General features: G+C 70.0%; 33 protein-coding genes. 20 read left to right on the top strand and 13 right to left on the bottom strand.

Features of this window, described 5'->3' with window-relative positions; translation table 11 throughout:
* The 6 genes from bioD to OG432_RS30440 all read left to right on the top strand — a co-directional run bounded on the left by bioD (window position 1) and on the right by OG432_RS30440 (window position 4,826).
* The gene (gene bioD / locus OG432_RS30465; protein ID WP_328314160.1) at window positions 1–693 is read left to right on the top strand and encodes a dethiobiotin synthase; all 693 of its coding nucleotides are present in this window, start codon (window positions 1–3) and stop codon (window positions 691–693) included.
* Window positions 693–1,055, top strand: a complete 363-nt coding sequence (locus tag OG432_RS30460) for a VOC family protein (RefSeq protein ID WP_328314159.1) — start codon at window positions 693–695, stop codon at window positions 1,053–1,055. Before bioD ends, OG432_RS30460 begins: the two co-directional genes overlap by 1 nt.
* Before the next feature lie 70 nt (window positions 1,056–1,125).
* On the top strand, window positions 1,126–1,806 hold the full coding sequence (locus OG432_RS30455; protein WP_328314158.1) for a class I SAM-dependent methyltransferase: 681 nt from the start codon (window positions 1,126–1,128) through the stop codon (window positions 1,804–1,806).
* A gap of 68 nt (window positions 1,807–1,874) precedes the next feature.
* Window positions 1,875–2,297 (top strand): GNAT family N-acetyltransferase, encoded by a 423-nt coding sequence (locus OG432_RS30450; protein ID WP_328314157.1) that lies wholly within the window; start codon window positions 1,875–1,877, stop codon window positions 2,295–2,297.
* 175 nt (window positions 2,298–2,472) lie between these two features.
* Entirely contained in the window at window positions 2,473–3,810 is a 1,338-nt protein-coding gene (locus OG432_RS30445) for a hemolysin family protein (RefSeq protein ID WP_328314156.1), read from the top strand.
* Window positions 3,807–4,826, top strand: a complete 1,020-nt coding sequence (locus OG432_RS30440) for a hemolysin family protein (RefSeq protein WP_328314155.1) — start codon at window positions 3,807–3,809, stop codon at window positions 4,824–4,826. The genes OG432_RS30445 and OG432_RS30440 overlap by 4 nt, the downstream gene beginning before the upstream one ends.
* Here OG432_RS30440 and OG432_RS30435 read toward each other — a convergent pair.
* Entirely contained in the window at window positions 4,823–5,089 is a 267-nt protein-coding gene (locus OG432_RS30435) for a holin (protein WP_328314154.1), read from the bottom strand. The two genes, OG432_RS30440 and OG432_RS30435, sit on opposite strands and share 4 nt — an antisense overlap.
* 261 nt (window positions 5,090–5,350) lie before the next feature.
* On the opposite strand from OG432_RS30435, the gene OG432_RS30430 reads away from it, so the two are divergent.
* Complete coding sequence (locus tag OG432_RS30430; RefSeq protein ID WP_328314153.1) at window positions 5,351–6,184, top strand: SGNH/GDSL hydrolase family protein; 834 nt, start codon at window positions 5,351–5,353, stop codon at window positions 6,182–6,184.
* Window positions 6,185–6,251: 67 nt separating this feature from the next.
* On the opposite strand, the gene OG432_RS30425 is transcribed toward OG432_RS30430, so the two are convergent.
* On the bottom strand, window positions 6,252–6,974 hold the full coding sequence (locus tag OG432_RS30425) for a GNAT family N-acetyltransferase (RefSeq protein ID WP_328314152.1): 723 nt from the start codon (window positions 6,972–6,974) through the stop codon (window positions 6,252–6,254).
* A 374-nt stretch (window positions 6,975–7,348) separates the two neighbouring features.
* Here OG432_RS30425 and def point away from each other — a divergent pair, with 374 nt between their 5' ends.
* Window positions 7,349–7,981 (top strand): peptide deformylase, encoded by a 633-nt coding sequence (gene def, locus OG432_RS30420; RefSeq protein ID WP_328314151.1) that lies wholly within the window; start codon window positions 7,349–7,351, stop codon window positions 7,979–7,981.
* 136 nt (window positions 7,982–8,117) lie between these two features.
* Here the strand turns inward: def and OG432_RS30415 are convergent, their stop codons facing one another.
* Window positions 8,118–9,305, bottom strand: coding sequence for a site-specific integrase (locus OG432_RS30415; RefSeq protein ID WP_328314150.1), 1,188 nt, complete (start codon window positions 9,303–9,305; stop codon window positions 8,118–8,120).
* Window positions 9,298–9,858, bottom strand: a complete 561-nt coding sequence (locus OG432_RS30410) for a helix-turn-helix domain-containing protein (protein ID WP_328314149.1) — start codon at window positions 9,856–9,858, stop codon at window positions 9,298–9,300. Before OG432_RS30410 ends, OG432_RS30415 begins: the two co-directional genes overlap by 8 nt.
* 129 nt (window positions 9,859–9,987) lie before the next feature.
* Here OG432_RS30410 and OG432_RS30405 point away from each other — a divergent pair, with 129 nt between their 5' ends.
* From OG432_RS30405 to OG432_RS30350, 12 genes are all read left to right on the top strand, one after another.
* Window positions 9,988–10,194, top strand: coding sequence for a DNA-binding protein (locus OG432_RS30405; RefSeq protein ID WP_328314148.1), 207 nt, complete (start codon window positions 9,988–9,990; stop codon window positions 10,192–10,194).
* Entirely contained in the window at window positions 10,191–10,409 is a 219-nt protein-coding gene (locus tag OG432_RS30400) for a DNA-binding protein (protein WP_328314147.1), read from the top strand. Before OG432_RS30405 ends, OG432_RS30400 begins: the two co-directional genes overlap by 4 nt.
* The gene (locus tag OG432_RS30395; RefSeq protein WP_328314146.1) at window positions 10,406–10,819 is read left to right on the top strand and encodes a hypothetical protein; all 414 of its coding nucleotides are present in this window, start codon (window positions 10,406–10,408) and stop codon (window positions 10,817–10,819) included. The genes OG432_RS30400 and OG432_RS30395 overlap by 4 nt, the downstream gene beginning before the upstream one ends.
* Window positions 10,816–11,949, top strand: a complete 1,134-nt coding sequence (locus OG432_RS30390; RefSeq protein WP_328314145.1) for an AAA family ATPase — start codon at window positions 10,816–10,818, stop codon at window positions 11,947–11,949. The genes OG432_RS30395 and OG432_RS30390 overlap by 4 nt, the downstream gene beginning before the upstream one ends.
* Before the next feature lie 226 nt (window positions 11,950–12,175).
* Window positions 12,176–12,940: a hypothetical protein gene (locus tag OG432_RS30385; RefSeq protein WP_328314144.1), complete on the top strand. Its 765-nt coding sequence runs from the start codon at window positions 12,176–12,178 to the stop codon at window positions 12,938–12,940.
* 5 nt (window positions 12,941–12,945) lie between these two features.
* Complete coding sequence (locus tag OG432_RS30380; protein WP_328314143.1) at window positions 12,946–13,101, top strand: hypothetical protein; 156 nt, start codon at window positions 12,946–12,948, stop codon at window positions 13,099–13,101.
* Window positions 13,098–13,340: a hypothetical protein gene (locus OG432_RS30375; RefSeq protein ID WP_328314142.1), complete on the top strand. Its 243-nt coding sequence runs from the start codon at window positions 13,098–13,100 to the stop codon at window positions 13,338–13,340. The genes OG432_RS30380 and OG432_RS30375 overlap by 4 nt, the downstream gene beginning before the upstream one ends.
* Window positions 13,337–13,912, top strand: coding sequence for a hypothetical protein (locus tag OG432_RS30370; protein WP_328314141.1), 576 nt, complete (start codon window positions 13,337–13,339; stop codon window positions 13,910–13,912). The genes OG432_RS30375 and OG432_RS30370 overlap by 4 nt, the downstream gene beginning before the upstream one ends.
* Entirely contained in the window at window positions 13,909–14,724 is an 816-nt protein-coding gene (locus tag OG432_RS30365; RefSeq protein WP_328314140.1) for a hypothetical protein, read from the top strand. The genes OG432_RS30370 and OG432_RS30365 overlap by 4 nt, the downstream gene beginning before the upstream one ends.
* 259 nt (window positions 14,725–14,983) lie before the next feature.
* Window positions 14,984–15,349, top strand: coding sequence for a hypothetical protein (locus tag OG432_RS30360; protein WP_328314139.1), 366 nt, complete (start codon window positions 14,984–14,986; stop codon window positions 15,347–15,349).
* Window positions 15,346–15,570 carry a hypothetical protein gene (locus tag OG432_RS30355; protein ID WP_328314138.1) on the top strand — a complete coding sequence of 75 codons (225 nt, stop codon included), beginning with the start codon at window positions 15,346–15,348 and terminating at the stop codon, window positions 15,568–15,570. The genes OG432_RS30360 and OG432_RS30355 overlap by 4 nt, the downstream gene beginning before the upstream one ends.
* A gap of 174 nt (window positions 15,571–15,744) precedes the next feature.
* Window positions 15,745–19,923: a transglycosylase SLT domain-containing protein gene (locus OG432_RS30350; RefSeq protein ID WP_328314137.1), complete on the top strand. Its 4,179-nt coding sequence runs from the start codon at window positions 15,745–15,747 to the stop codon at window positions 19,921–19,923.
* A 94-nt stretch (window positions 19,924–20,017) separates the two neighbouring features.
* Here OG432_RS30350 and OG432_RS30345 read toward each other — a convergent pair whose 3' ends face one another.
* From OG432_RS30345 to OG432_RS30305, 9 genes are all read right to left on the bottom strand, one after another.
* Window positions 20,018–20,260 (bottom strand): hypothetical protein, encoded by a 243-nt coding sequence (locus OG432_RS30345; RefSeq protein ID WP_328314136.1) that lies wholly within the window; start codon window positions 20,258–20,260, stop codon window positions 20,018–20,020.
* The gene (locus OG432_RS30340) at window positions 20,257–20,631 is read right to left on the bottom strand and encodes a hypothetical protein (RefSeq protein ID WP_328314135.1); all 375 of its coding nucleotides are present in this window, start codon (window positions 20,629–20,631) and stop codon (window positions 20,257–20,259) included. Before OG432_RS30340 ends, OG432_RS30345 begins: the two co-directional genes overlap by 4 nt.
* Before the next feature lie 260 nt (window positions 20,632–20,891).
* A complete protein-coding gene (locus tag OG432_RS30335; RefSeq protein ID WP_328314134.1) occupies window positions 20,892–21,623 on the bottom strand; it encodes a GntR family transcriptional regulator in 732 nt (243 codons plus the stop codon).
* 500 nt (window positions 21,624–22,123) lie between these two features.
* Window positions 22,124–22,633: a hypothetical protein gene (locus tag OG432_RS30330; RefSeq protein ID WP_328314133.1), complete on the bottom strand. Its 510-nt coding sequence runs from the start codon at window positions 22,631–22,633 to the stop codon at window positions 22,124–22,126.
* A 9-nt stretch (window positions 22,634–22,642) separates the two neighbouring features.
* The gene (locus tag OG432_RS30325) at window positions 22,643–22,789 is read right to left on the bottom strand and encodes a hypothetical protein (protein ID WP_328314132.1); all 147 of its coding nucleotides are present in this window, start codon (window positions 22,787–22,789) and stop codon (window positions 22,643–22,645) included.
* 3 nt (window positions 22,790–22,792) lie between these two features.
* Complete coding sequence (locus OG432_RS30320; protein WP_328314131.1) at window positions 22,793–23,581, bottom strand: hypothetical protein; 789 nt, start codon at window positions 23,579–23,581, stop codon at window positions 22,793–22,795.
* Window positions 23,578–23,772, bottom strand: coding sequence for a hypothetical protein (locus tag OG432_RS30315; RefSeq protein WP_328314130.1), 195 nt, complete (start codon window positions 23,770–23,772; stop codon window positions 23,578–23,580). The genes OG432_RS30320 and OG432_RS30315 overlap by 4 nt, the downstream gene beginning before the upstream one ends.
* Entirely contained in the window at window positions 23,769–24,140 is a 372-nt protein-coding gene (locus tag OG432_RS30310; protein ID WP_328314129.1) for a DUF6907 domain-containing protein, read from the bottom strand. Before OG432_RS30310 ends, OG432_RS30315 begins: the two co-directional genes overlap by 4 nt.
* On the bottom strand, window positions 24,137–24,670 hold the full coding sequence (locus tag OG432_RS30305) for a DUF6907 domain-containing protein (protein ID WP_328314128.1): 534 nt from the start codon (window positions 24,668–24,670) through the stop codon (window positions 24,137–24,139). The genes OG432_RS30310 and OG432_RS30305 overlap by 4 nt, the downstream gene beginning before the upstream one ends.
* Between the last annotated feature and the right edge of the window lie 75 nt (window positions 24,671–24,745).

Raw genomic sequence — 24,745 nt, 5'->3', positions numbered from 1 at the left:
ATGACGATTCTGGTCGTGAGCGGTACGGGGACCGAGATCGGCAAGACCATCACCACGGCGGCGATCGCCGCCCTGGCGCTCGCCGGCGGCCGTTCGGTGGCGGTGCTCAAACCCGCCCAGACGGGGGTCGCGCCGGGCGAGCCGGGTGACGTGGCCGAGGTGAGGCGGCTCGCGGGTGACGCGGTGACCGGGGCCGAACTGGCCCGGTTCCCGGAGCCGTTGGCGCCGGGCACCGCGGCGCGTCGGGCGGGCATGACCCCCGTCGGTCCCGAGGAGGTCGCCGAGGCGGCGGCGAAGCTGGCCACCGGGCACGACCTGGTTCTGGTCGAGGGCGCGGGCGGTCTCCTGGTCCGCTTCGACGAGGAGGGCGGCACCCTCGCGGACGCCGCCCGGATCCTCGGCGCGCCCGTCGTGGTGGTGACGCCCGCCGGACTGGGCACACTCAACTCGACGGCCCTGACCGGCGAGGCCCTGCGGGCCCGGGGCATCGAGTTCGCCGGGGTCGTCGTGGGCAGCTGGCCCGCAGAGCCCGATCTGGCCTCTCGCTGCAACCTGGTGGACCTGCCCCAATCGGCCGGTGCACCCTTGCTCGGCACCGTACCCGAGGGCGCCGGACGGCTGGCGCCCACCGACTTCCGTACCCGGGCGGCCCGTTGGCTCGCCCCCGCGCTCGGCGGCGTTTGGAGTAGCTGATGGCTGTGTTACGGGCCCGCCTCGGGCAGCTCGTCGTGGACTGCGCCGACCCGGGGCGGCTCGCGCGGTTCTGGGCGGCGCTGCTCGGCGGGCGCCCGGTGGTCCGCGACTCGTCGTGGGCCCATGTCGACCCGCCGGGCACGCCACGTCTCGCGTTCCAGAAGGTGCCCGGGACGAAGGCGGCCAAGAACCGGCTGCATCTCGACATCGCGGTCGAGGACGTGGGCCGGGCGCGGGCCGCGGCCGTGCGGCGCGGGGCGCACCCGGTGGGTGCGACGGTGACCGACGCGCAGGGCACCTTCCAGGTGATGCGCGATCCGGAGGACAACGAGTTCTGCTTCGTGGAGTCCGCCGACGGGTGAGCGGGCCTGGCACGGGGACAATGCGAGTAGGGGTGTACCCCGGCTTGTCCGCAGGCTCAGGAGGTCCGTCATGGCGCCGCGCACCACGATCGCACCGGATGCCGTGCACCATCCGGTGTTCGCCCGCTTCTACGCCCGCTACAGCGAGGCGGTCGACCTGAAGGCCGGGATCGCCCGGCACCGCGCCGAGCTCCTCGACGGCCTGTCGGGGCGCGTCATCGAGATCGGCGCCGGGAACGGGCTCAACTTCGCGCACTATCCGGCGGCCGTGTCCGAGGTGGTGGCGCTGGAACCGGAGCGCACGCTGAGGCAGTTGGCGGTCCGGGCGGCACTCATGGCCGAGGTCCCGGTGGACGTGGTGCCGGGCGCGGCGGAGGCGCTGCCGGTCAAGAGCGAGGCCTTCGACGCGGCGGTCGCCTCGTTGGTGCTGTGTTCGGTACGCGATCTGCCCCGCGCGCTCGGCGAGATCCGCCGCGTGCTGCGTCCGGGCGGTGAGCTGCGCTTCTTCGAGCACGGCAGGGCCGAGGGCCGGGTGCTCGCGACCGTGCAGCGCGGCTTGGACCGCACGGTGTGGCCGATGCTGTTCGGCGGCTGCCACACGGCGCGCGACCCGCTGGGCGCGATCGAGGCGGCGGGCTTCGAAATGGTCGGCCACCGCCACCTGCGGGTGCCGGAGCGGGGCATCCCTGCGCCCTCGTCGCCGTGCGTCCTGGGCGTGGCCCGCCGGCCCGCGCTCGGCCCTGACGAGTAGCGGCGCGCGCGGCGTCCGTATGCCGAAACGGTTGGTCGGGGGCCGGGTCCCGGTGGTGGGATGGCGCCATGGACGATCTGCGTATCCGGGCCGCGGGGCCCGGTGATCTGGACGCGGTGCTGGCCTTCTGGAAGGTCGCCGCCGAGGGCACCAGCATCAGTGACGACCGGGCGGGCATCGAGGCCCTCGTCGCCCGCGACCCCGATGCGTTGATCCTGGCGGAGGAGGGCGGGGGCCCGGTCGGCACGGTGATCGCGGGGTTCGACGGGTGGCGCTGTCATCTCTACCGTCTCGCCGTCCATCCCGATCACCGCCGCAGAGGCATCGGCGGCGCGCTCCTGTCGGCGGCCGAGGCCCGTTTCGTCGCACTGGGCGGGCGCCGGGCGGACGCCATGGTGCTGGTCCGCAACGAGCTCGCGCGGCATGCCTGGGCGGCGGCGGGGTACGAGCCGCAGGAACACTGGCGGCGCTGGGTGAAGCCCCTGGGCTGAGCGACCACACCCACATTTTTGCCAGTGCTTTACCATGGATGGACTTCGAGCCACCGGATTCACCGAACGAAAGGTGTGAGCGTCCGCCCATGGGCGAGCCTCCCCGTACCCGTACCGCCGCGCGACACCGCGCGCACCGCCTCCGCCTGGCCGATCATGGGACGGAGGTGACCCGATGACCGAAGTGCTCCTGCTCCTCGCGGCCGTGCTGCTCTCGCTGGTGTGCGCGGTCTTCGTGGCGGCCGAGTTCTCCCTCACGACCGCCGAGCGCAGCGATCTGGAACGCGCCGTCGAGCGCGGCGAACGCGGGGCCGCGAGCGCCCTCAAGGCCGTACGAAGCCTCACCTTCCAGTTGTCCGGCGCCCAGCTCGGCATCACCGTCACCGGGCTCGTCATCGGCATGATCGCCAAACCGTCGATCGCCAAGCTCCTCACCGGGCCGCTGGAATCGGTCGGCCTGTCCGCGTCGGCCGCGAGCTCGGTGGCCCTCGTGCTCGGCATGGTGATCTCCACGGTGTTCCTGATGGTCGTCGGCGAGCTCGTCCCCAAGAACTGGGCCATCTCCTCGCCGCTGGCCGTCGCCAAGGTCGTCTCGGCCCCGCAGCGCGCGTTCAGCGCCGCCTTCCGGCCGCTGATCAGCCACCTCAACACCTCGGCCAACCATCTGGTGCGCCGGTTCGGCCTGGAACCCGCCGAGGAGCTGGCCTCCGCCCGCAGCCCGCAGGAGCTGGTCGCCCTGGCCCGGCACTCGGCCAAGGAGGGCGCCCTCGAAGCGGACACCGCCGAACTGTTCGTCCGCACCCTCAACCTCGCCGAGCTCAACGCCGAGAACGTGATGACCCCGCGCGTGCAGGTCACCGCGCTCGACATCCAGGCCACCGCGGAGGACGTCGCCAACGCCACCCGCGCCACCGGCCTGTCCCGCTTCCCCGTCTACCGGGGCAGCCTCGACTCGATCGTGGGCATAGCCCACATCAAGGACGTCCTGGCCGTCCCCGCCGAGCGCCGGCGCCTGCATCCGGTGTCCGCTCTGCTGCGCGAGCCGCTGCTCGTCCCCGAGACGCTCACCGTGGACCGACTCCTGGACCAGCTCTACGGCAAGCGGACCATGGCCGTCGTCATCGACGAGTACGGCGGCACCGCGGGGGTCGTGACCCTTGAGGACATCGTGGAGGAGGTCGTCGGCGAGGTCCGCGACGAGCACGATCCGCACGAGACCCCCGACCTCGCCCCCGCGGGACAGGACGCCGACGGCCGCACCCTGTACTCCGCGGACGGCGCCGCCCGCGACGACCAGCTCGCCACCATCGGACTGCGCGTCCCGGACGGCCCGTACGAAACCCTCGCCGGCCTCGTCGCGACCGAACTCGGCCGGATTCCGAAACTCGGCGACCGTGTGGAACTGGCGGGCTGGCGCATGGACGTGGTCGACGCGACCGGCCGGCGCGCGGCACGCGTCCTGCTGCACGCGCCGCTGCACACCGATGACGAGGACGAGGAGGCCGCCCGATGACCGCGATCCAGATTCTCATCGGCCTGGCCACCCTGGTCGTCAACGCCTTCTTCGTGGGAGCCGAGTTCGCGCTGATCTCGGTGCGCCGCAGCCAGATCGAACCGCTCGCCGAGGACGGCAACCGCCGCGCGCGCAGCGTCATTTGGGGCCTGGAACACGTCTCGGCCCTGATGGCGGCGGCCCAGCTCGGCATCACCCTGTGCACCCTGGTGCTCGGTGTGGTCGCCGAACCGGCCATCGCGCACCTGGTCGAGCCCGTCTTCGACGCCGTGGGCGTGCCGACCGGTCTCATCCACCCGGTCTCCTTCGTGCTCGCCCTGGCGATCGCGACGTATCTGCACATGCTGCTCGGCGAGATGGTGCCCAAGAACGTGGCGCTCGCCGAGCCGGCCCGCACCGCGCTGCTGCTCGGGCCGCCGCTCGTGACGCTGGCCAGGGCGCTACGTCCGGCGATCTTCGCGATCAACGCCTTCGCCAACGCCATCTTGAAACTTCTCAAGGTGGAGGCCAAGAGCGAGGTCGCCGCGACCTTCTCGGACGACGAGCTGGCCCGTCTCGTGACCGACGCGGGCGCCGCGGGACTGCTCGACGACCGCGCGGCCGGCCGGCTGCGCGACGCGCTGGAACTGGGGCGCCGCCCGGTGCGGGACGTGGTGGTTCCGCTGGACAAGGTGGTGCGGGCCGCGGTCGGCACCACACCCGCGGAGCTGGAGCGGCTCGCCGCGAGTTCCGGGTACTCCCGCTTCCCGGTCGTCGACGACGGCAGCCGCATCCTGGGCTATCTCCACGTCAAGGACGCCCTCGACGCCTCGCCGCGCGACGTGGCCTTCCCGGTCGCCGCGCTGCGTCCGATCGCCCGGGTGCGCGCCGCGACGCCGCTGGACGACGTCCTGACAGCGATGCGCCGCAGCCGTACACATCTGGCGGCGGCGCTCGGCGAGGACGGCAAGCTGGCCGGCCTGGTCACGATGGAGGACGTGCTGCGGGAACTGGTGGGGCCTCCGGCCGCGGCCTAACCGCCGCTCACCGGCAGGGGGCCGGCGGGGCGCTCCGGGTTCGTGGTCTCGGTCAGGCCGGGGCCGGGCGCCCCGAGGCCCGCCGATCCGACGGCCATGAGGACGGCGAGCACCGCGGCCATCCCCGCGGTCGCGAACGCGGCGGTCCAGTGGACGTCGAGCAGACTGGTCGCCCCGGCCGTCAGGACGGCGGCGAGCGCCTGGGCGAAGGTACGGACGGCACGCTCGGCTGTGGCCTTCCAGAAGGCCGCGGTGAACAACATCGCACGCTCGCTCTCTCGCACGGCCGACCCGGCCGGGGCCCGAAAACTTGAGGTGTACCCGGCATACCGCGGAACGGCTTCCCCGGACAGGGGGCCGTCGAGATCGGTGCGCTCCGAAATCCGGGCTGGGGGGCGCGCAGGCGCGTGCGAGCGCGTACCGACCCGGTGCGGCTCGGTGCCCGCCATCGGTTCGGGCGGCATCGCCGGGGGCTTCCACCGCCCCCGCCGGTCTTGGCTACCGCGCGGTACGATCACAGCGCCATGGAGATGAATGCCTCATACACCAGCTTTGCCGCGCTCGGGGACTCCTTCACGGAGGGCATGTCCGACCGGCTTCCCGACGGGACCTACCGCGGCTGGGCCGACCTGCTCGCCGCGCGTCTCGCGGCCCGCACACCCGGCTTCCGCTACGCCAACCTCGCCGTGCGCGGCAAGCTCATCGGGCAGATCGTCGAGGAGCAGGTGCCCGCTGGGGTGGCACTGCGCCCGGATGTCATCACCCTGGTCGGCGGCCTGAACGACACCCTGCGCCCCAAGTGCGACATGGGCCGGGTGCGCGCCCTCCTGACGGACGCGGTGGAACAGCTCGCACCCGCGTGCAAGCAGCTGGTACTGATGCGCAGTCCGGCCCGCAACGGTCCCGTCCAGGAACGCTTCCGTCCGCGCATGGAAGAACTCTTCGCACACGTCGACGAACTCGCCGAGCGCCACGGCGCGTTGGTCGTCGACCTGTACGGCGCCCCGGTCCTTGGCGATCAGCGGATGTGGGACGTCGACCGGCTGCACCTGACGGCGGAGGGGCACCGCAGGGTGGCCGAAGCGGTCTGGCAGACCCTGGGCCTCGACGCCGAGGACGACTGGCGCGCGGCCCTGCCCCCGGCCGTCCGGCCCCGATGGATCGCGAGCCGCGGCGCCGACCTGCGCTTCGCGCGGGAACACCTGGTGCCGTGGATAGGGCGCCGGCTCACCGGGCGCTCCTCCGGCGACGGCCGCAGCGGGGCCCACTTCAGCGCCGCGCAGGGCCGGGCGTTCTGGGTCACTCCGACGGAGGGCTCGGCCGGCCCGGTGCACGACTGGAGCCGGGTCGAGGACTGAACGCCGCGGCCCTACGCAGCCGGTGCCGGAACCGGGACTCACCGGATCTCCCCCGGGGTGAACGGCGTCAGCGGGCCGGGCTCGGTTCCGGCACGCGTGCGGCCACGAACCGTGTCGTGCGTCGGTGCCGGAAGCCCAGGGACTCGTACAACCTGATCGCGCCGGTGTTGCCGGCGGCGGTGTGCAGGAACGGCGTCTCGCCACGCTCCGCGATGCCAGCGGCGACCGCACGGACCAGACGGGAGCCGAGGCCCTGCCCGCGGAAGGCGTCGTCGGTGCAGACGGCGCTGATCTCGGTCCACCCCGGCGGATGCAGGCGTTCGCCCGCCATCGCGATCAGCCGCCCGTCGCGCCGGATGCCCAGGTAGGTGCCGAGCTCCACGGTGCGGGGCAGGAACGGCCCCGGCCGGGTGCGCTCCACGAGCGCCAGCATGTCGGGAACATCGGCGGCGCCGAGCAGGACTGCCTCCTCGTCGGGCCGGGCCCGCACCGCCTCTCCGACGAGCTGGACGCCCGCCAGGTCGAAGGTGACCTCCCAGCCCTCGGGCAGCGGGGCACGGACCCCGGGGAGTTCCACTTCCGTGCCGGGGCCGGCGAGCGCCGCCAGGTCCGCCCAGTCGGCGGCGTCCGGTTCCGCGGGCAGCCCGAGCCAGGGCGATACATCGGTCCGGTACCGCAGCACCCTGCCCCGCCGTTCGGCGAACCGGGCGTGCGGCCCGGTCAGCGAGGCGTACGCGGGGTTGTCCAGCGGGTGCGCCGGGCTCTCGGTGCGGACGGACGCGTTGTGCATGATCTCCTCGTTCGGTGCGGGCGGTGTGGCATCCCGGGGTTCGGAACCGGCGGTGTGGCATCCCGGGCGCGCGCCCTGCACAGGCTCCGCCGGGACTCCCCCCAGGGAAAGTTCCGCGAGGCGCTGAGCATTCCCGGGGCCATTCCGCTGGCCCGCCCCTACCGGAGAACCGCCCCGCTCCGCACGCGCCGCGGACGCTGTTGCGCACGGAGTGGAAGTCGTTCCGCATGTACATGTAGGGGAAGTCGTCCGCATGCAGGGGAAGTCGATTCGCACCTCCTGGAAGTCCTTCCGCACGAGGTGGACGGGGCACGTTTCGTGGGAGGAGCACCCCGGTGCCCGCGCCTGGTGATCGTTCTTGGCATGCTGTCCCCATGCCGTCCCCCGCGCTCAACGACCTTGTCGACGAACTCCTCTCCGCCCCCGGCGTCCTCCCGATCGTCTCGGCCGGAGACCCCGTGCTGCGGCGGCCCGCCGAGCCGGTGGACGACCGTCTCGACCGGGCGCGGCTCGCCCGCCTGATCGAGGCGATGCGCGCGACGATGCACGCCGCACCAGGGGTCGGCCTCGCCGCACCGCAGGTGGGCCTGCCGCTGCGACTCGCCGTCATCGAGGACGCGGCGGAGGTGTCCGAGGAGGTCAGGCTCGTCCGCGGCCGTGTCCCGCAGCCGTTCCGCGTCCTGGTCAATCCGTCGTACGAGCCCGTCGGATCCGGCCGGGCCGCGTTCTTCGAGGGCTGTCTGAGCGTGCCCGGCTGGGGCGCGGTGGTCGCCCGGCACGAGACCGTACGCCTGCGCGCGCTCGACGAGCACGGCCGCGCCCTGGACGAGGTGTTCACCGGCTGGCCCGCCCGGATCGTGCAGCACGAGACCGACCATGTGAACGGCACGTTGTATCTGGACCGAGCCGAGCCGCGTTCGCTCTCCTCGCGCGAGGCGATGTCCGAGCGCTGGAACCAGCCCACGCCCGCCGCGGCCGCCGAGGCACTGGGCTTCGAACTCTCGTAGCAAGCGACAAATAGGGGTGGGGCGCTGGCCTGCAGAAATCGCCAGTAGAATCTGTCCACTGTTCTACGCTGAAAGACTAATGCGCAGGTCAGTGGAGATTTAGCCGTGCTGATGACCGAGAAAATCTCACATTTTCTCACGCGAGGGCTTTTTGGCTACCGCCATGGAAGGCATCGAGGGCCACGGCCGCGCCCCTCATGTCCTCAGCTTCGATGGACACGTACTTCCGCTTCGTGAAACCGGCGTTCGTGTGGCCCGCCCACGCCGCGAGGACCACATCGGGGACACCGCTCAGCGCCAGCGCCTTAAGGACGGAGTGCCGAGCGTCGTACAGCCGGACCCGCCGTAGACCCAGATGAGCCATGAGCTGATAGGCGTACTCCCGCAGCTGCCGCGTGTTGATGGGCATCCCCAGCTCATCGACGAGAACGTAGCCCGTCACGGTATACGCCTCCCCCGCGAGCTCCCGCTCATTGGCCTGCCGGTCACGGAAGTCCCGCAGCGCCTCCCAGGGCCCGCGCGGCAAGGGCAAGGCCCTTTCCCCGGATGCCGTCTTGGTGTCCTTCTCCAAGACCTTGTGGTTGCCAACCATCGTCCTGGTAGTGGTGATGCCCAGGACCCCGTCGACCAGATTCACATCGGTCCACCGTTGGCCGCAGACCTCAGCCGGCCGCAGACCCATCAAGGACAACAACAGTGGGGCGTACAGCCGGTCACCCTCCATGCCGCGGACGAACGTCTGCACCTCGTCCACCGCCCACGGCTTGACTTTGGCCCGCTCCCGCTTGTCGGTCTTCTTGTCGACGAGCGCGACCCGCACGTACTGCGCCGGGCTGGTGGCGATCAGCTTGCGGACCACCGCCCGCCCCAAGGCTTCCCGCAGGCGGGTCAGGATGCCCTCGACCGTGGACACCGCGAGGCGCGTACCAGGCTCACCGCCGCGGCGCCGACCGGTGGCGACGACCTCATCAAGGAAGTCCTGAATGTGGTCCTCGGTCAGCTCCTGCAACCGGATGTGGCCGAGCCGATCAAAGACGTGGACCAGGGCCAGGCGGTAGGTGCGGATCGTCGTCTCTTCGACGTCGCGCCGCTTGTACTCCAGCCACTGCTCCAGCCACTCACCCAACGTGATCTTGCTGGGGGCGATGAACGTGCCAGCGGCCCGCTGATGCAGGATCCGGTCCCGCTCATCCTTGGCCGCCGTCTTCGTGTCCCGCGTAATCGTCAGCTGGACGCGCTTGCCGTTCTCATCCTGGCCCGCGTCGACGACCACCCGGTAGCGGACCTTGCCATCCCGCAGGACGATCCGCTTCGGCTCAGCCATCGCTTGGCTTCTTGTGCTGCCAGGGGGCGGGGTCTAGGCCCTTGACGACGTCCAAGTCGACGGCCCCCCATTCCGCCATGCGCTCGAAGAGTTCGCGCTTGGCCTTCAGGTGTTCAGGGCTGCGCTTGTACAGCCACTGCGGGCGACCGAACAGCTCATGCTCGACCAGCTCCTTTCGCTCGTTGCCCTCCGAGAGGTGAAGGGGGCGTTCGCCGTCCGCCCACGCCCATGCCGTGTCAGCTGACACGGTCCCCCCGCCGGTGACCTCGATCTGGTCTACCGCCCGGGATGAGAGCGGAAGGAGCAGCGCAGATGGCGAGACACCGAAGGCAGCAGCCAAGGCGACTAGCTCGTCAGCTGTGACGACGCGCTCCGCCTTCTCCATGCGAGTGATCCCCGAAGCCGGGATGGCCCGCCCCGCTCGTTCCAATGTGGCGGACAGCTGTCGGGTGGTCAGCCCTCGGCGCTCACGCAGTCGAGCGATGTTCGCTGCGACCGTCTGACCAGTGGGGCCAACTTCGATGGCGCGTCGTCCGCGCTGCTGCTCTGCCATGGGCAACAGCGTATGCAACAGTCTCGGCCTTGTGCGGTTCGTGGTGGGTGCTACAGTCTCCATGTGGTGCATTGTAGGACTAGATGGTCCTACTAAGCAACGTGTGATCCCAGAAGGGAGCTAAGAGGCATGGAGGAGTTCCTGCCCCCGAAGCAGGTGGCCGACGAGTACCCCGTGCTCGGCACAGCCGCCGCGCTAGCAGAGCGCCGGTGGCGCGGTGAAGGCCCCGCTTACATCAAGACCGGCAAGGGGCGTGGGGGCCGCGTCTTCTACCGGCGAAGTGACATCGAACAGTTCCTCAGCGACTGCACCATCACCCCCAGGAGGGCGGCGTGAGTGAGCAGCCCACCCTCGGCGACGTCCGCAAGTGGCCCGCGACCGTCAGTGTCAGCCAGGCCGCGCAGGCGCTCGGTTGCAGTAAGAGCCACCTGCACGAGCGCATCAAGCGGGGCGACTCCCCTGTCAAGACAATCCCGTTCGGGGCCCGCCACGTCGTAATTACCGCCGACCTGGTGCGGATTCTCTCTGGAGAGGAGAGGGCCGCAGCATGAACCGGAACGCAAAGAGGGGCCGGCTCGACTCCGGCCCCTCTCCGAAAGACTCCGCAGCGGGCGGTAAGTCCGCTGCCACCGTAACGCAGACCGGGGCCGAGACGGAACAGGTCGCCGCCGTCCGCGACTACTGGGCCGCCGCCAAGCGCCGGTACCTGCACGGCGACTACCCCGAGTACGCCACCCCCGAGTGGCGGGCCCTCGACCCCGAGGACCCCATGAAGCTCGCCGGCGTCATGGCCTTCGCTGAGAACTGGCGCAAGTACCACCTCGACATCACCGCCGAACTCGACGACGCCCTGCGCCCCCACCCACCGATCTGGCAGCGGCCCAGCCTCGCCGAACTCGACCAGGCCCACGCCGACATCGTCACCCGCAACCGGCATGAGGCCCGAAAGGAGGCGGCGTGAACGATCCGGCCGTCGTCTACCTCCGGGAGGTGCCGCCCGAGGACGACCTGTGGGCAGACTTCCCGGCAGAGCCGACCGGTCCGCGCACCGTGGGCGTCACATCCGAACAGCACCTCGCTAACCGGGTCGAAGCCCTGGAAGCCGAACTGCTCGACTCGGCGGCGCTCGACGACATCGAGCCGCTCGAACCGGTCATCACCGACGTCCTGTACAGGGACACCCTCGCCCGCGTGTACGGCGCATCCGGCACCTTCAAGTCGTTCATGACGCTCGACTTCGCCGGCTGCGTCGGAACCGGGATGGCCTGGCACGGACAGGACGTCACCCAGGGCCCGGTCATCTACCTCGTAGCCGAAGGCATGAGAGGCATCCGCAAGCGGGTCCGCGCCTGGGAGCAACACCATGGGTGCCGCATGACGGGCGTCTTCTTCCTGCCTCGGCCCGTGCAGGCCATGGACCCCGAATGGCTCGTGCTCGTCGAGCTGTGCCGTCGGCGGCGACCCGCACTCGTCGTCATCGACACCCAGGCCCGGGTAACGGTCGGCATCGAAGAAAACTCCAACACAGAGATGGGCCGGGTCGTCGACCGCATGGAGCAGCTGCGCGGCACGTCCGGTGCGTGTGTCCTGCTCGTCCACCACACCGGCCACGACGGCGACCGCGGCCGAGGCGCCACCGCGGTGAAGGGTGCACTCCAAACCGAGCTGGGGGTCGAGCGCAAGGGGAGCGGCCTGCTCGACACGACGATCACCCTCAAGACCGGCAAGCAGAAGGACGACGAGGAACTCGGCGACGTCGTCTTCGGCTTGCACCAAGTCGCCCTGAACGGTGAGGCCAAGGAAGACGGGAGTCCGCTCACGTCCGTCGTACTGGTGCCGCTCGACCCCGTCGCGCAGCCCCAGGCACGCACCGGGCACCAAGGGCGCATCGAGGAGATCGCCGCCGCCCTCGACGCCGAGAACGTGCCCGTCGACTGGGGCCGCGAACGAGTTCGCCACAAGTGCGCGGCACTCGGCATCCAAGCTCGCAACGACCTCCTGAAGGACGTCATCGAGTACCGGAGGAACCGGGCAAATCACCTGTCCCCAAACCTGTCCCCGGACCCCGAGGGGACGGGACAGCATGAATAGGACATCTCACCTGTCCCCAACGGCGGGACAGGTTTCCGAGAAACCGCAGGTCAGACCTGTCCCGGACAGGTCTGGGACAGGTCGGGGACAGGGCACGTCGGCACACCTGTCCCCTCCCCCCTCCTCCTTTAGGGAGGGGACAGGTGGGACAGCCCCGGCCCCGGAAACCCACTCGCCCCTTGTTGCTGCCGCTTTTGACGACAGCGACCACAGACCAGGAGTCACCATGCCCAAGCAGCTCACAACCCAGAACGCGTCGATCACCACAGTCGCCGTTGAGGTACAGGCCCTCACGATCAGCGGCAAGCAGGTAACCCTGTCCGTCTTCCGGCAGCTGCGCGAGGAATCCCTCATCAGTAGTGATGGAACCCTGAACGGCGTCCCCTGGGGCTACGTCAACTACCACCCGGACCGGTGCAGCGACTCGCCGCCGCACTGGCACATCGTCTGGCAGGACGGCGGCGAGCTCCGGCGCAGCCGCGTCCTCCATGAGCCGCGATGGACCCCACTGAGCGGGGCCGAGTCGGACCAGTTGCTCAACGCGCAAATCCTGTCCTGGGCTACCGACCCGCAGTCGACCGACCGGGAGTGTCCGTTGCAGCGGAGGAACGGAGATCAGGCGTACCCGTGCTTCGTCGAGCCTCACAGGCGGACGCACTTGCCGACCGGAGTCTCCTTCGTCGACGAGCCCAGCCCGGCCGCGGTGGAGGTCGCAGCCACCACGATGAGGATTCGGCACTATCGAGCGCTCGCCACGAAGAGCCCTGCTCCGGACTTCCAGCTTCGGAGCGCGGAGAGCGCGGAAGGCAGCGAACGCTACCGCACGGCCCTCGCCCAGCTTCAGGAGCAGGTCGACGGCTACGGCCGGACGCTTGACGAACTCACGGAAGATGTCAGCCTCCTGGCCATCGAGGAAGCGACCCGACGGCAGCGTCACCGACTCGTCCGCGCCGCCCTCGCCCAACTCCCCCAGCTCTTCATCGCGGTGTGATGTGCATGAACGTCAACGACATCGTGGCCGAGCGGATAGCCGCGGCGCGTGCCCGTATCGAGCGCGCGAAGCGCCAGCGGGCCGAGCTGGCCGCCGCTCGCCGGCCCGGGGTTGCCGCGAGGCACGCCGCCAAGCTCGCCCGACAGAAGGAGCAGCCGTGACCGACCCGTTCCTCACCAGCTACGGCGTGATGGTCGCCGCCCTACGAGACGAGCCGGCCGACATCCGCGCACTCCTCGACGGCCTCAACCCCGTCGAGCTCGCACACGTCGCCGAAGGGACCGCGCTCGCTCTCGCCGAAGCCGTCCGCCTCGCCCTACCCGCCGAAACCGTCCTCGACATGATCACCAATCTTCAGGCGCTCGCCGCCGCCGACACAGCAGAAGGGACCCCCCGATGAACGCCCAGCAGATCCACGACGCCTACCAGTCCAAGCTCGCCCGCATCGAGAACAACAAGACGTACAGCGACCACGCGAAGCGCGTCATGGCCGCCAAGGCGTACAAGCAGGCGCAGAGCGACCTCGAAGCGCAGCGCCAGGCCGAGCTCGGCCAGGTGGAAGCGCAGCGCGCCAAGCTCCAGAGGAAGATGTTCGGCAACACCGGCGCCACCGACCCCAACGCGATCGCCGTCCGTCGTGACGCCGTCGACCGGGCCGCCCGCCTCGACGACCCGCGCGCCGCCACCGACGCCCTCGCGGCCGCCGAACTCTCCGGTGACGACGTCCTCGCCCAGGCCATCGCCGCGCGCGCCGCACAGTTCGACTGGACGCCCGTCATCGACGCCTACGCCGCCAGTCGCCCCACGTTCGCCGAAGCCGTTCAGGAGTACAACGACCTGCCCGGCACCGGCGACCCGCTGTTTGAGTTCCGCCACGCAGGCCAGTTCATGGCGCCGACCCCGTCCGTCCTCAGCTCCACATCCGACGCCGAGATCTCCCGGCTCGCCCAGCAGGAGATGGAATCCGCATGATCCTCAACGTGAACGCCGCAGAGAAGGCGGTCCGTGCAGCCGAACGCCGCGGCCTCGACATCCCCGCCACTGTGCGCGAGGCCGCGGCCGTAGACGCCGCCGTGAACGCCGCAATGCGCGCCCCCGACCCCGAGCGCCCGCCCGTGCCCGCCACGGCCGCAGACGTCGCCGCAACCGTCCAGCAGTACGCCCTCGACCTTCAGGCCGCCGACCTCACGCGGCGGGCCGCCGGGCGCTTCAACGAAGACGCCCGCCTCCTGTACGCGCAGGCCGTTTTCGACGCCGTGCCCGCCTGGATCGGTGGCCTGCAAAAGGAGTTCGCCACCCTCACCGCGGCGCTGGCCAAGGCGGCGGCCAAGCTGCCCGACGAGCTCGACCCCGCTCGCATCCCGTGGAACAACCCCGCAGTCACGGCCCCCTACCAGCGGGCCGAAGGCATCGCGGTCCAGCTGGACCAGCTCGTCGCCGACCGAGCCGACATCGTCGCAGCAGCAGGCGGAGACGGCGGCCGGGACAACGCGCTGTTCGCCGTGGCCACCCTGCCCGAGCCGACGGCCGACGCCGTACTCGACAGGCAGTGGCCGCGGCTGGCACAGGTCGTGTCCGGATGGCGGGAGCTCAGGCACCAGCACGTGGCCCGCTGGGTGTACCTCGCACGGCAACCGGACCTCACGCTCGGGCTCGCCACGCCAGGTGAGGTGAGGCAGCGGGCCGGCGCGGTGGAGGCATGGCGTAACGCCACCCATGCCGCCGCGGCGGCCCTCAGCCGTGCAGGCGCGGCCGAGCAGGTCAGGCGAGTGCTGGCTGCGTGACCCATGAACTCGGCGTCAACGGCACTGATCTTGTTGGGCATGACGAGCATCGGACCGATGGTGACGGACCTCAGGCCTTTCTCAGCCGTCACCAGCGCCGACGTCCCAAACGATCACCGAAATGATGATCGTTTGGGACACCATGATCACCTGGGGGATTAACCATGATCATGATCTTTAAGGGATCGGGGCCGTATAGCACCCCAGTTTCTGCGTGCTGACTTCGCTGTGTTTTTCCTGATCATGAAAGGGGGCCGTGATGGCTCTGAACCAACCGCCGGCGGGCCTCGGGTCGCAGGGCTCATGCCTCTGGGAGGAGATCGCCGGAGCGTTCGAGCTGCGCGCCGATGAGCTGCGTGTCCTCGGCGACGCATGCCGGGAAGTCGACCTCATCGAGCGGATGGAGGAGGCGCTGCGGGATGCCCCTCTGGTCGTGACCGGGTCGCAGGGGCAGCCGGTGGCCAGTCCTCTGGTGCAGGAGCTGCGTCAGCACCGCTCGCTGGTGTCCCGTCTGTTGGCCGCGCTGAAGCTGCCGGACGAAGAGGGCCAGGAGCGGCATGACGCGCAGGCGCGTTCGGCGCACGCGCGGCATGCGGCCGTGATCCGGTGGCGGGGGTCGGCATGAGCCGGCGCCGTGTCCGTGCGCCGGCCGGTGACGAATACCCGCCCCCGCTGGACGTGTTCAGCCTCGACGACTGGTGGGTGCGTGATCCCGAGGACGCCGCCGAGACGCAGTACGCGCTGATCCAGTGGACCGTTGCGCGCCGGGCGTACCGCGAGGGGTGGCGGGACTGGGAGTCCTTCCTGCCATCGCCCCGCCCTGGGCCGAAAGCTCCAGACCCGTAGCCGAGGAGGGCTTCTACACGGACCCGATCCTCGCAGACGCCCCGGACCCTTCCTCTCCCCAGGGTCCAACCGGGTGCCGGCGACACCTCGAGCGAGGCAGATCAAGCTCCACTGACCAACCGCACCATCTGACCTTCAAGGGCCCGCGCCACGGACTGCTCGGAAGGGGCAGCTATGGCGATCAGTGTGGGCTCCGTCGAAGTCGACGTGATCCCGAATACCCAAGGGATCTATCAGCGGTTGCGGGCCGGTCTCGTCCCGGCCGCTACCCGTGCCGGTACGGACGCTGGTGAAGCGGCAGGCAGGGCGTTCGGCCCGGCCATGTCGGGAGCCGTCGGCAACGCGATCGGCATCCGGATCGGCGAGCAGCTGGGCGCGCAGATCGCGGCCCGCATCTCCGCACAGATCCGGGACAGTCTGCGGAACGGCATCACGCAGGGCGGACGCACGGCGCTCCCGGCCGCGACGCGTTCGGGTGACGAGACGGGCGGTGCGTTCGGCCGCGCCTTCCGGGCCCGGCTCCAGGCCGCGATGAAGAACCTGCCGAAGGCTGATGTCCGTATCGGCGACACCGGTTTTGATGCGGACTTGGCCCGGCTGCGGGCCCGTCTGGAGACCTTGTCGAACAAGCGGGTCGGTGTCGATGTCGACGCGGCGGTGGCCCTGGCGGAGATCGACAAGATCGAGGCCGATCTCAAGCGGCTGGGGGCCGAGCATCCCGACGTGAACGTGCGCGTCGACACCGGGCAGGCGATCGCTGAACTCGTCGCGTTGCGGGCTGAGATCGCCCGTCTCGACGGCCAGAACGTGAAGGTGGACGTCGACACCAGCTCGGCGGCGGCCAACTTCAACCTGCTGACGACGGCGGCCCTGGCGTTCGGCCCGGCGATCCTGCCCATTCTGCCGGTGGTGGCGGCCGGCCTCGGCGCCGTCACGGCCGCGGCCGTAGGTGCCGGTGTAGGGCTCGGCGCGATCGCCGCCGTGGCGATTCCCGCGTTCAAGAACATCATGGGCGCCTTGCAGGCGCAGAAGGCCGCTCAGCAGGCGTCCACGGTCGCCACGACCCAGGGCACCTCGAAGGCTTTGCAGATGGCCGGCGCGCAGCAGGCCCTCGCCTCGGCGCACCGTGCCGCGGCCTACCAGATACAGAACGCGCAAGACCAGGTGAAGCAGGCCGAGCGCGGTGTGGTCGACGCGGAGAAGTCCCTCGCGGACGCGCAGAAGTCGGCCCGGCAGGCGCAGCTCGATCTGACGGCCGCCCGTAAGGCAGCCGCGCAGCAGCTGGAAGACCTCGCCAACTCGTACACCGACGCGCAGTTGTCGCAGCGGGACGCGACGCTGTCCCTGGCCGAAGCGCAGGACGCGCTGAAGAAGTCCCTTGCTGATCCGAAGGCGACGGTTCTTCAGCGCAAGGAAGCCCAGCTTGCCTACGACCAGGCCGTGCAGCGTCTGAAGGAACAGACGACGGCCACGCAGCGTCTGAAGGACCAGCAGACGGCCGCGGCGAAGAGCGGCGTCGAGGGCACCGACATCGTTCGCCAGGCACAGGACAAGCTGGCCCAGGCTCAGCGGACCGTGGCCGACCAGGCCCAGGCCGTGGCGGACGCGCAGGACAAGGTCGCCAAGGCCAACGCGGGTGTCGCCCAGGCCCAGGCTCAGGCCGCCGATTCGATCGCGTCGGCTCAGCGGCAGATCGCCCAGGCCCAGCAGTCGGCGGCCGGCTCGGCATCGACCGCGGAGACCGCACAGCAGAAGTACCAGGACGCCCTCGCCAAGCTGACCCCTGCGGCTCGGGACACCTTCAACGCGTTCCTCTCCCTGCGGTCGGCGTTCACCGCCTGGTCCACGGCGCTCCAACCGGCAGTGATGCCCATCTTCACGCGGGCCCTCATCGGGCTGAAGAACGCTCTGCCGGGGCTGACACCGTTCGTGTACGCCGCGGCGGACGCGGTCGGGAAGCTGCAGGACCGGGTGAGCCGGGGCTTCAAGTCCCCGTGGTGGCAGTCGTTCAAGCGCGACTTGGCGACGTCGATCGAGCCGGCGCTGGTCGGTCTGGGCATCTCGTTCGGTCTGATCTTCAAGGGGATGGCGGGCATCGTCGATGCCTTCTTCCCGCACATGGATTCCATCGCAACCCGCATGGAGAAGATCACCGGCCGGTTCGCGAACTGGGGCGCCTCACTGAAGGGTTCACCGGAGTTCGAGAAGTTCCTGGACTACTCCTCGAAGAACGCGCCGATCGTCTCCGAGACCATCCGGAAGATCGCCGATGCGTTCTTCGACCTGTCGCGCGCGCTCGGCCCGATCTCCCAGATCAGCTTGCAGGCGCTGCAGATCCTGGCGACGGGAGTCAGTTGGATAGCGAACAACTTCCCCGGCGCCATCCAGCTGATGTACGGGCTGTTCATCGCGACGCGCCTGTGGGCCGGCGCGCAGCTGGTTGCCGCGGCGGCGATGACGGCACTGAGTCTGGCAGCGAAACTGTCGCCGTGGGGCTGGGTGATCACGGCCCTTATCGCCGTGACGGCGGCCGTGGTGTACGCCTACAACCACTTCACGTGGTTCAGGGTGCTGGTTCAGGCAGCCTGGCAGGGCATCGCGGCCGGGGCGACGTGGTTGTGGCAGACGGTGCTGCAGCCGGTCTTCTCGGGAATCTGGTCGGGTCTGCAGACGCTGGGCGGCTGGGCGATGTGGCTGTGGACCAACGCCATTCAGCCCGCCTGGAACGCGATCCAGCTGGGTGCCCGCATCCTGTTCGCGGTCATAGCCACCGTTTTGATCACGCCGTTGTATCTGGCGTTCAGGCTGATCGGCGGCATCGCGGTCTGGCTGTGGGCGGTTGCGATCAAGCCTACGTGGGACCTGATCGCGGCCGGGGCGGCCTGGCTGTGGAACAACGGGGTGAAGCCGTGGTTCAACTACCTGGGCGACGGCTTCAGCTGGCTGGGCGGCCTGGCGACCTGGCTGTGGCAGAAGGCCATCCAGCCGGCCTTCGGGTTCATCTCCGACAAGGCGTCCTGGCTGCAAGGCAAGCTTCAGCCGGTCTTCGACGCGCTCAAGATCGGCATGGGCAAGGTCGCCGATTCCTTCGGCCAGGCGAAGGATGCGATCGGCATCGCCTGGGGCAAGGTCCACGACCTGGTGAAGACGCCCGTCCAGTTCATCGTCAACACCGTCTACAACGACGGAATCCGGCAGGTATGGAATGCCGTAGCGAAGATCGTGGATCTCGACCCCCTGAAGGAATACTCCTTCGCGACGGGCGGCATCCTGCCCGGCTACACCCCTGGCAGGGACGTGCATCTCGCGGCCCTGTCCGGGGGCGAGGCCGTCATGCGCCCGGAGTGGACGCGCGCGGTCGGCCCGCAGTACGTCGAGTCGATGAACGCCGCGGCCCGCGGCGGTGGCGTCGCAGGCGTCCAGCAAGCCCTCGGTCTGCCTGGGTTCTCCGATGGCGGGATCTTCGGCGGGCTCAGCAAGGTGGGCGGCTGGATCAAGTCCGGGTTCAGCAAGGGCGTCGACCTCGCCAAGGCGGGCGTCGACCTGTTCTCCGACCCGAGCAAGGCGTGGGGCTCGCTGATCAAGCCGATCCTGTCGAAGATCAGTGGCGGTGTCGGCAGTACGCCGATCGGCAAGGCAGTCGGAGGGCTGCCGAAGCACATGCTCGACGGACTCCTGGGCCTGCTCAAGAAGACCGTCGCCTCGGTCGGCGGCCTCTTCGGTGGCGGCAGTGCCGGCGCCCCGTCCGGGTCCGGTGTGACCAGGTGGACGCCACAGGTCATCCAGGCTCTGGCGGCGAACGGCCTGTCGACGAGCCCGGACATGGTCGCCCGGATCCTGCGGCAGATCGCCACCGAATCCGGCGGCAACGAGCGTGCGGTTCAGGGAAACATCGGCGACATCAACAACCGCACCGGGGACCTCGCCAAGGGTCTGATGCAGACGATCTCTGCGACGTTCAACGCGTACAAGTTCCCTGGTCACGGCGACATCTTCAACGGCTACGACAACCTGCTCGCGGCCCTGAACTACGCCAAGCACCGGTACGGTCCGGGCCTCAGCTTCCTCGGCCAGGGGCACGGCTACGACTCCGGCGGATACCTCCAGCCCGGCATGAACCTTGCCTACAACGGGACCGGAAGGCCGGAGCCGGTGTTCACGACGCAGCAGGCCAACGCGCTGACGCGCATGGCGGCAGAGCCGTCAACGGGCGGGTTCGGGTCCGGGCAGCCAGTGACGCTCGTCGTCCAGGACGGCCCCACCCTGCACGCCTACGTCGCGGACGTCGCCGACGGCCAAGTCCACTCCTTCGCGGGCCACATGACGGCAGCCCTCACCGCGGGACGGAGGTGACCTGACAGACAGGAAGCCCCGCCCGGACCGCATTCCGGGCGGGGCTTTCGTGGTGCCGCTCCCTGTCGGATCGGAGGTGGCAAGGGTGCGGAGTTCAGCGCCGGCGCGGCGGCAGGTACGACTTCTGCGACTCGCGAGTCAGGCCCGCGGCGCGCGCGGCTTCCGCCTCCCTGATCGAGGCCGGCCGCAGCTTTGGGGTGCGGATCGTCGCCTCGCTCAGATGGCCCGGCACCGGTGACCGGAGGAATGCCACCCGCTTCATGTCGTCGCCGAGGTCGACGGTGATGAGCCCGGTCCGGCCCTCCCGCTCGTACACGACGTAGGCCCATTGCTTCACGACTCGATCCGTCCGTTCAGAATTGCGGTGCCCCCCGTGATCAGCCCCGTGACGGACGTCGGGCTGCACAGATCACCCGGCGTCCGCATGGGCACAGCCCAGTAGCTGCACCACACCTCGGTCTGTTCGTCGTCCCCGACACGCGGCACGCCGATGTAGTGGCCGAGGCCGAGGTAGGTCGCGTGCGGGCTGAGCGTCGGACCGGGCGGGGACGCCGGCACCAGGGCGTAGAAGCGTCCGTTGCGCGGGTCGTGGATCACGGGCCCGTCCAGTGCGGCCAGTACTTCGCTGGCCGTCCTGGGGTCTGCGCTGGCCGCCACGGCGTGCACCAGCTCGGCGGTGAACCGGACGGCAGAGAAGCGACGTCCCATGGCGAGGAGCGCGGGACGCCCGTCTGCCCACTGCGCGCGCGCGTCTGACGGCCTGTTCAGGCTCGCAGCGAGCCAATCGGAGATATCCGACGTCGACAGTGTGGCCATGCTTCCTCCGATGGGGTGGCAAGCTGTTGTGGTCGCCCGGCTCACACCAGGACTCCACTTGCATAGTCCACCGGTGGACTAGTCAGGTCAAGGTTGGAGACCAGAAAGGGCCCCCACCAACGGCAGGGGCCCTACGCCAGGTTGACGATCTATCAGTCGACCATCGAATACTCGTCGCTCCGAGACCATCGTCCACCCGGGTTGATGCCGACCTCATAAGCCAGCACCCTCCCCTCAGCGTCATACGCCGCGTGACGCACCTCGGAGACCGCAGCCGGGCCGTCCAGCCTCAACAGGGCCAGCTCTTCGTCCGTGGCCAGACGCGCCGCCCACCAATCGCGGCCGGTGTGAGGCCGTCGGCCCGTTTGCATCTCGACGTACCGAGTCGTCCCTTCACGCACCCGCTCCCGCAGCAGCAGCCGCGGCGCGGCCTCGCCAACCTCGGCGGTGAACCAGCTGTACGAGGTTGCCGTGGGCGCCTCGCCCTCGAAAGTCACCCGGTGGCGGCGCACAACGGGCGTGCCGGGGTCGACGTCGAGGCCCGCGGCGACGTCGTCGGGTGCCGGAATGATCTCGGCCGAGACGATCTCCGCGTACTCGCCCGCGGTGTACACCTGCCCCGTAGCCACGGACGTGGCGTATCGCTCACCTGCCGTGCGTGCCAGCGGAATGCGCGGTCGGACCGTCGAACCGGTGCCCTGGCGGGTTTCGATCAGTCCTTCCTGACGCAGGACGTCCAAGGCCCGGACGACGGTCGCGCGTGCCACGTTCCAGCGCTCGACGAGTTCGCGCTCGGATGGCAGGCCGGCCCCTGGAGCCAGCTCGCCACGGACGATCCGCCCGCGGAGGTCGGAAGCGATCTGGTCGTACTTCGGCAATGCCATAACGCAACCCTCGATGACTAGTGGACTGGTCCAGTAGTCATGCTGGCGCGACCGTGTCGCGAGGTCAACCCCGCTCGAACACGAAAGAGCCCCCGCCCGTCCGGGCGGGGGCTCTGTTCTGTCAGTGGGTGTGCGCCGGGTACCACCAGCCGCAGGCTGAGCAGTACACAAGATCGGTGGCGAGGGTCAACAGGCGTTTGATCATTCGCCGTTCACCTCCTCCCGCTCTGGGTGCAGGATGCACATAACCCCTTCTGGGCTCCGCTCCACTCTCGCGATGCGTGTCGTGTCACCTGCGTAAACGTCACCGGATGCGTCCGGCGACAGCGGTGGGGGAGTGGCGGACGAATCGGACACGCGGCGCCGGGCGGTCCGCCACAGCAGTGCCATGGCACAGACCCAGACGAGCAGGACGCCGACCGTGGGCGAGGCCGCGAACGTGCCCCCGATCGTCGCCGCGGCGAACACAACCAGAACGCAGGCACCGGCCGCCGGGCTGCTCATCCGATCGCCCCGTACACCGTCGTACCGATCCAGTTGACGGCCTGAGCAAGCGGCACGGCCGCGAACCCCGCGACCCCTGCCGACGTGCCCAGGCAGATACCGCTCCAGGCGCCGGCCTTCAGCTCACTGCCGTACTTGGAGCGCTTGGCCGCGGTCACCAGGGCCACGGTCATGATGAGCACGACCGCGCCACCGGTCTGGGTGAGCGGCAGATAGCGGGCTCCCCCGCCGTGCTGACCCGTCTGCCCGCCGACGCCCCAGACGAGAGCGACGTCACCGAGCCAGTTAGAGATCCACAGAGTGGTGCGGGCGACCCAGCCGATCAGGCCGCCAACCCCGAGGATCGTGAGAACGCCGTAGGCCCAAGCGAGGAGGAACGGCAGCAGGCGGCCGGCGTGGCGCAGGGGGTCCTTCTGGAGGGGCCGGGCGCCGGGCCACCACTTGATGACGGTGGCGAGCAGGATGCACAGACCGACGGTGACACCGCCGATGGTCACGAATTGCACGGCTATTCCTCAGTGGAGGATGGCGACGCCGAGCGTCGCAAGCGTGAGTATGAACGCGACGGTCCCGGTGATACGGGGTACGTCGTGGGGCGCGACCGCGGACAGACCGGCCAGCGCCAACAGGGCCGCGAGAGCGAAGAACGCGACGGGGACCACCGGTCAGTCCGCGTACAGGCGAAGCCGTTGCTGGATCAGTTGGGCCCGCGGCTGGCCGATCGAGTACGTATCCCGAAGCTGCCGGATCGCGGGGATACGCCCCTCGTCGAGCAGGTCGGCGAACTCTTTCCGGGCCAGCCTCGTCAACTCGTCCTCGGGCCGGTCGGGTTCCGCCGCCGCGTCCGACGGTTCCACGTCGGGTACGTACTCGACGTGCACCTCCGGCCGGGTACGGGCGTACTCGGCTGCGGATACAGCTACGGGTTCCATTCGCGCTGCGGACCGTTCAGCCGCAACCGGCCGGGCGACGATCGGCAGCAGCCGGGCCCCGGCGGGTACGGCCTCGGGTACGGCGGGTACAGCCGCCGGGATCGCCGGGTACGGCTCGGGTACGCGCTCGACATCGACGACCGGCAGCAGGTCCGCGGCTGCGTGCGGCTCGGCCTCAACGGGCGCCTGCACCTCGTCACGGGCAAGGGCATGGGTACGCCAGATCGCCGTAGGCACGAGGAGCGACACGACGACGACGAGCCAGCCGTTCACCGGCATCACGTGCGAGTCCAGCAGATGCGCCGCCACCTGAGCCGCCCCCATGACGAGCAGCGACAGGGCGATGTCGAACGGCCGGAACCGCTTCAGCGCCGTGATCGCGTAGGCGTCGATGGCCACCGGAAGCATGACTGACACCGGCTCCATCGCACCCAGGCGACGGGCCAGGCTGTACTCGGCGGTCGCGGTGAACACGACCCCCGCCGCGAGAGACGTGTTCGCCAGCAGCTTCGCCGTGTTCACTCGCCCACCTCCCCGCCGCTCGCGCGGACGGCACGGTGAGCGAGCAGGCAGACGCCCTCACGGTCACCGAGCCGGTTAGCTGTGATCAGGTCGGCGAGGATCGCCGGGACCGGGGGAAGCGCCCGGGGCGACCGGGACGCCGCGTGAACCGCGGCGTCCTCAGTCGGCCGGCGCACCAGCGAGGCGCTCACCGCACCTCCCCGGCCGCCGCCAGCTCGGCACGCAGCCGCGGCACGGTCTCCAGAGCGAAGCCCACCAGCCGCTCCGACAAGCCCCGCAGGCCCGCGTCGCTGTACTCGTGCCCGTCGCCGACGAAGTCCACGGTCACGTAGGGCGCCCGGCTCCCCGTGCTGTACGGGTACTGCACCAGGCAGGCCTCGACGAGAACGACCTCGCCGTGGCACCGCGTCTGCACCTTCACGGCGACCGTCCGGCCAAGGTGGCAGACATCCGACCGGAAGCCGGTCGCCTGGTGCACGCCCAGGCACCAGGACGGTTCCGGCACCGGCACCACACCGTGATCCGTCGTCTGCACGGCGACCGTGCCGGCCGCGCTCACGCGTGCTTCCGGTACTCGGCGCGGACCTTGAGCAGCTGGGCGTGGGTGGCGCGCAGGACGTCGAGCCTCGCGGCCAGCGTGTCGATGACCGCCTCGAAGGCGTCCGGGTCCAGGTCTTCGACCCAGTGATCGTCGAGCAGTTCGACCGACACGTTGGGCGTGCGCTGCGACATGTGCCTGTCGAACGGCCGCACGTTCATCGTGATGCCGAGGATGCGGAACTCCTCGGCCTCGGTGGTGACGTTCACGGGCAGCGTGACGTCCTCGGCGCGGGCCTGGCACCAGATGTCTTCCGGGTGCGTCGGCGTCTTGATGTCCGAGGAGTGGTTCATCTCGCAGCCCGGCATGCACGTGACGGAGACCGGCTTGCCCGTCTCGGAGTTGGTGAACGTCCACGTGCGGGGCGCGGCCGGCGGCTCGACGGGCACGGCGCGGGAAGGCTGCGCGGGCATCGCCGGGAGCAGTGCCAGCGGAGCGCCCGAGGGGCGGTCGGCGGACAGCTTGACGGCGGCAGATACGGTAGAGCTCATGGTTCGACTCCCTGGTTCAGAGGGGTTCGGATCTAGGCCCTGCCCGGTGGTGAGACACCGGGTTGGGCCGTTCCG

It is taken from the genome of Streptomyces sp. NBC_00442 (genome assembly GCF_036014195.1).
Classification (GTDB): Bacteria; Actinomycetota; Actinomycetes; order Streptomycetales; family Streptomycetaceae; genus Streptomyces.
Note: the sequence above shows the minus strand (reverse complement) of the source record. Positions and strands in the feature narration are given on the sequence as shown.

Excerpts from the sequence above, each read along its gene's own strand:
- bioD (WP_328314160.1), top strand. The coding sequence starts at position 1 with ATGACGATTCTGGTCGTGAGCGGTACGGGGACCGAGATCGGCAAGACC.
- OG432_RS30460 (WP_328314159.1), top strand. The coding sequence starts at position 693 with ATGGCTGTGTTACGGGCCCGCCTCGGGCAGCTCGTCGTGGACTGCGCC.
- OG432_RS30455 (WP_328314158.1), top strand. The coding sequence starts at position 1,126 with ATGGCGCCGCGCACCACGATCGCACCGGATGCCGTGCACCATCCGGTG.
- OG432_RS30450 (WP_328314157.1), top strand. The coding sequence starts at position 1,875 with ATGGACGATCTGCGTATCCGGGCCGCGGGGCCCGGTGATCTGGACGCG.
- OG432_RS30445 (WP_328314156.1), top strand. The coding sequence starts at position 2,473 with ATGACCGAAGTGCTCCTGCTCCTCGCGGCCGTGCTGCTCTCGCTGGTG.
- OG432_RS30440 (WP_328314155.1), top strand. The coding sequence starts at position 3,807 with ATGACCGCGATCCAGATTCTCATCGGCCTGGCCACCCTGGTCGTCAAC.
- OG432_RS30435 (WP_328314154.1), bottom strand. The coding sequence starts at position 5,089 with ATGTTGTTCACCGCGGCCTTCTGGAAGGCCACAGCCGAGCGTGCCGTC.
- OG432_RS30430 (WP_328314153.1), top strand. The coding sequence starts at position 5,351 with ATGGAGATGAATGCCTCATACACCAGCTTTGCCGCGCTCGGGGACTCC.
- OG432_RS30425 (WP_328314152.1), bottom strand. The coding sequence starts at position 6,974 with ATGCACAACGCGTCCGTCCGCACCGAGAGCCCGGCGCACCCGCTGGAC.
- def (WP_328314151.1), top strand. The coding sequence starts at position 7,349 with ATGCCGTCCCCCGCGCTCAACGACCTTGTCGACGAACTCCTCTCCGCC.
- OG432_RS30415 (WP_328314150.1), bottom strand. The coding sequence starts at position 9,305 with ATGGCTGAGCCGAAGCGGATCGTCCTGCGGGATGGCAAGGTCCGCTAC.
- OG432_RS30410 (WP_328314149.1), bottom strand. The coding sequence starts at position 9,858 with ATGGCAGAGCAGCAGCGCGGACGACGCGCCATCGAAGTTGGCCCCACT.
- OG432_RS30405 (WP_328314148.1), top strand. The coding sequence starts at position 9,988 with ATGGAGGAGTTCCTGCCCCCGAAGCAGGTGGCCGACGAGTACCCCGTG.
- OG432_RS30395 (WP_328314146.1), top strand. The coding sequence starts at position 10,406 with ATGAACCGGAACGCAAAGAGGGGCCGGCTCGACTCCGGCCCCTCTCCG.
- OG432_RS30385 (WP_328314144.1), top strand. The coding sequence starts at position 12,176 with ATGCCCAAGCAGCTCACAACCCAGAACGCGTCGATCACCACAGTCGCC.
- OG432_RS30380 (WP_328314143.1), top strand. The coding sequence starts at position 12,946 with ATGAACGTCAACGACATCGTGGCCGAGCGGATAGCCGCGGCGCGTGCC.
- OG432_RS30370 (WP_328314141.1), top strand. The coding sequence starts at position 13,337 with ATGAACGCCCAGCAGATCCACGACGCCTACCAGTCCAAGCTCGCCCGC.
- OG432_RS30365 (WP_328314140.1), top strand. The coding sequence starts at position 13,909 with ATGATCCTCAACGTGAACGCCGCAGAGAAGGCGGTCCGTGCAGCCGAA.
- OG432_RS30360 (WP_328314139.1), top strand. The coding sequence starts at position 14,984 with ATGGCTCTGAACCAACCGCCGGCGGGCCTCGGGTCGCAGGGCTCATGC.
- OG432_RS30355 (WP_328314138.1), top strand. The coding sequence starts at position 15,346 with ATGAGCCGGCGCCGTGTCCGTGCGCCGGCCGGTGACGAATACCCGCCC.
- OG432_RS30350 (WP_328314137.1), top strand. The coding sequence starts at position 15,745 with ATGGCGATCAGTGTGGGCTCCGTCGAAGTCGACGTGATCCCGAATACC.
- OG432_RS30340 (WP_328314135.1), bottom strand. The coding sequence starts at position 20,631 with ATGGGACGTCGCTTCTCTGCCGTCCGGTTCACCGCCGAGCTGGTGCAC.
- OG432_RS30335 (WP_328314134.1), bottom strand. The coding sequence starts at position 21,623 with ATGGCATTGCCGAAGTACGACCAGATCGCTTCCGACCTCCGCGGGCGG.
- OG432_RS30305 (WP_328314128.1), bottom strand. The coding sequence starts at position 24,670 with ATGAGCTCTACCGTATCTGCCGCCGTCAAGCTGTCCGCCGACCGCCCC.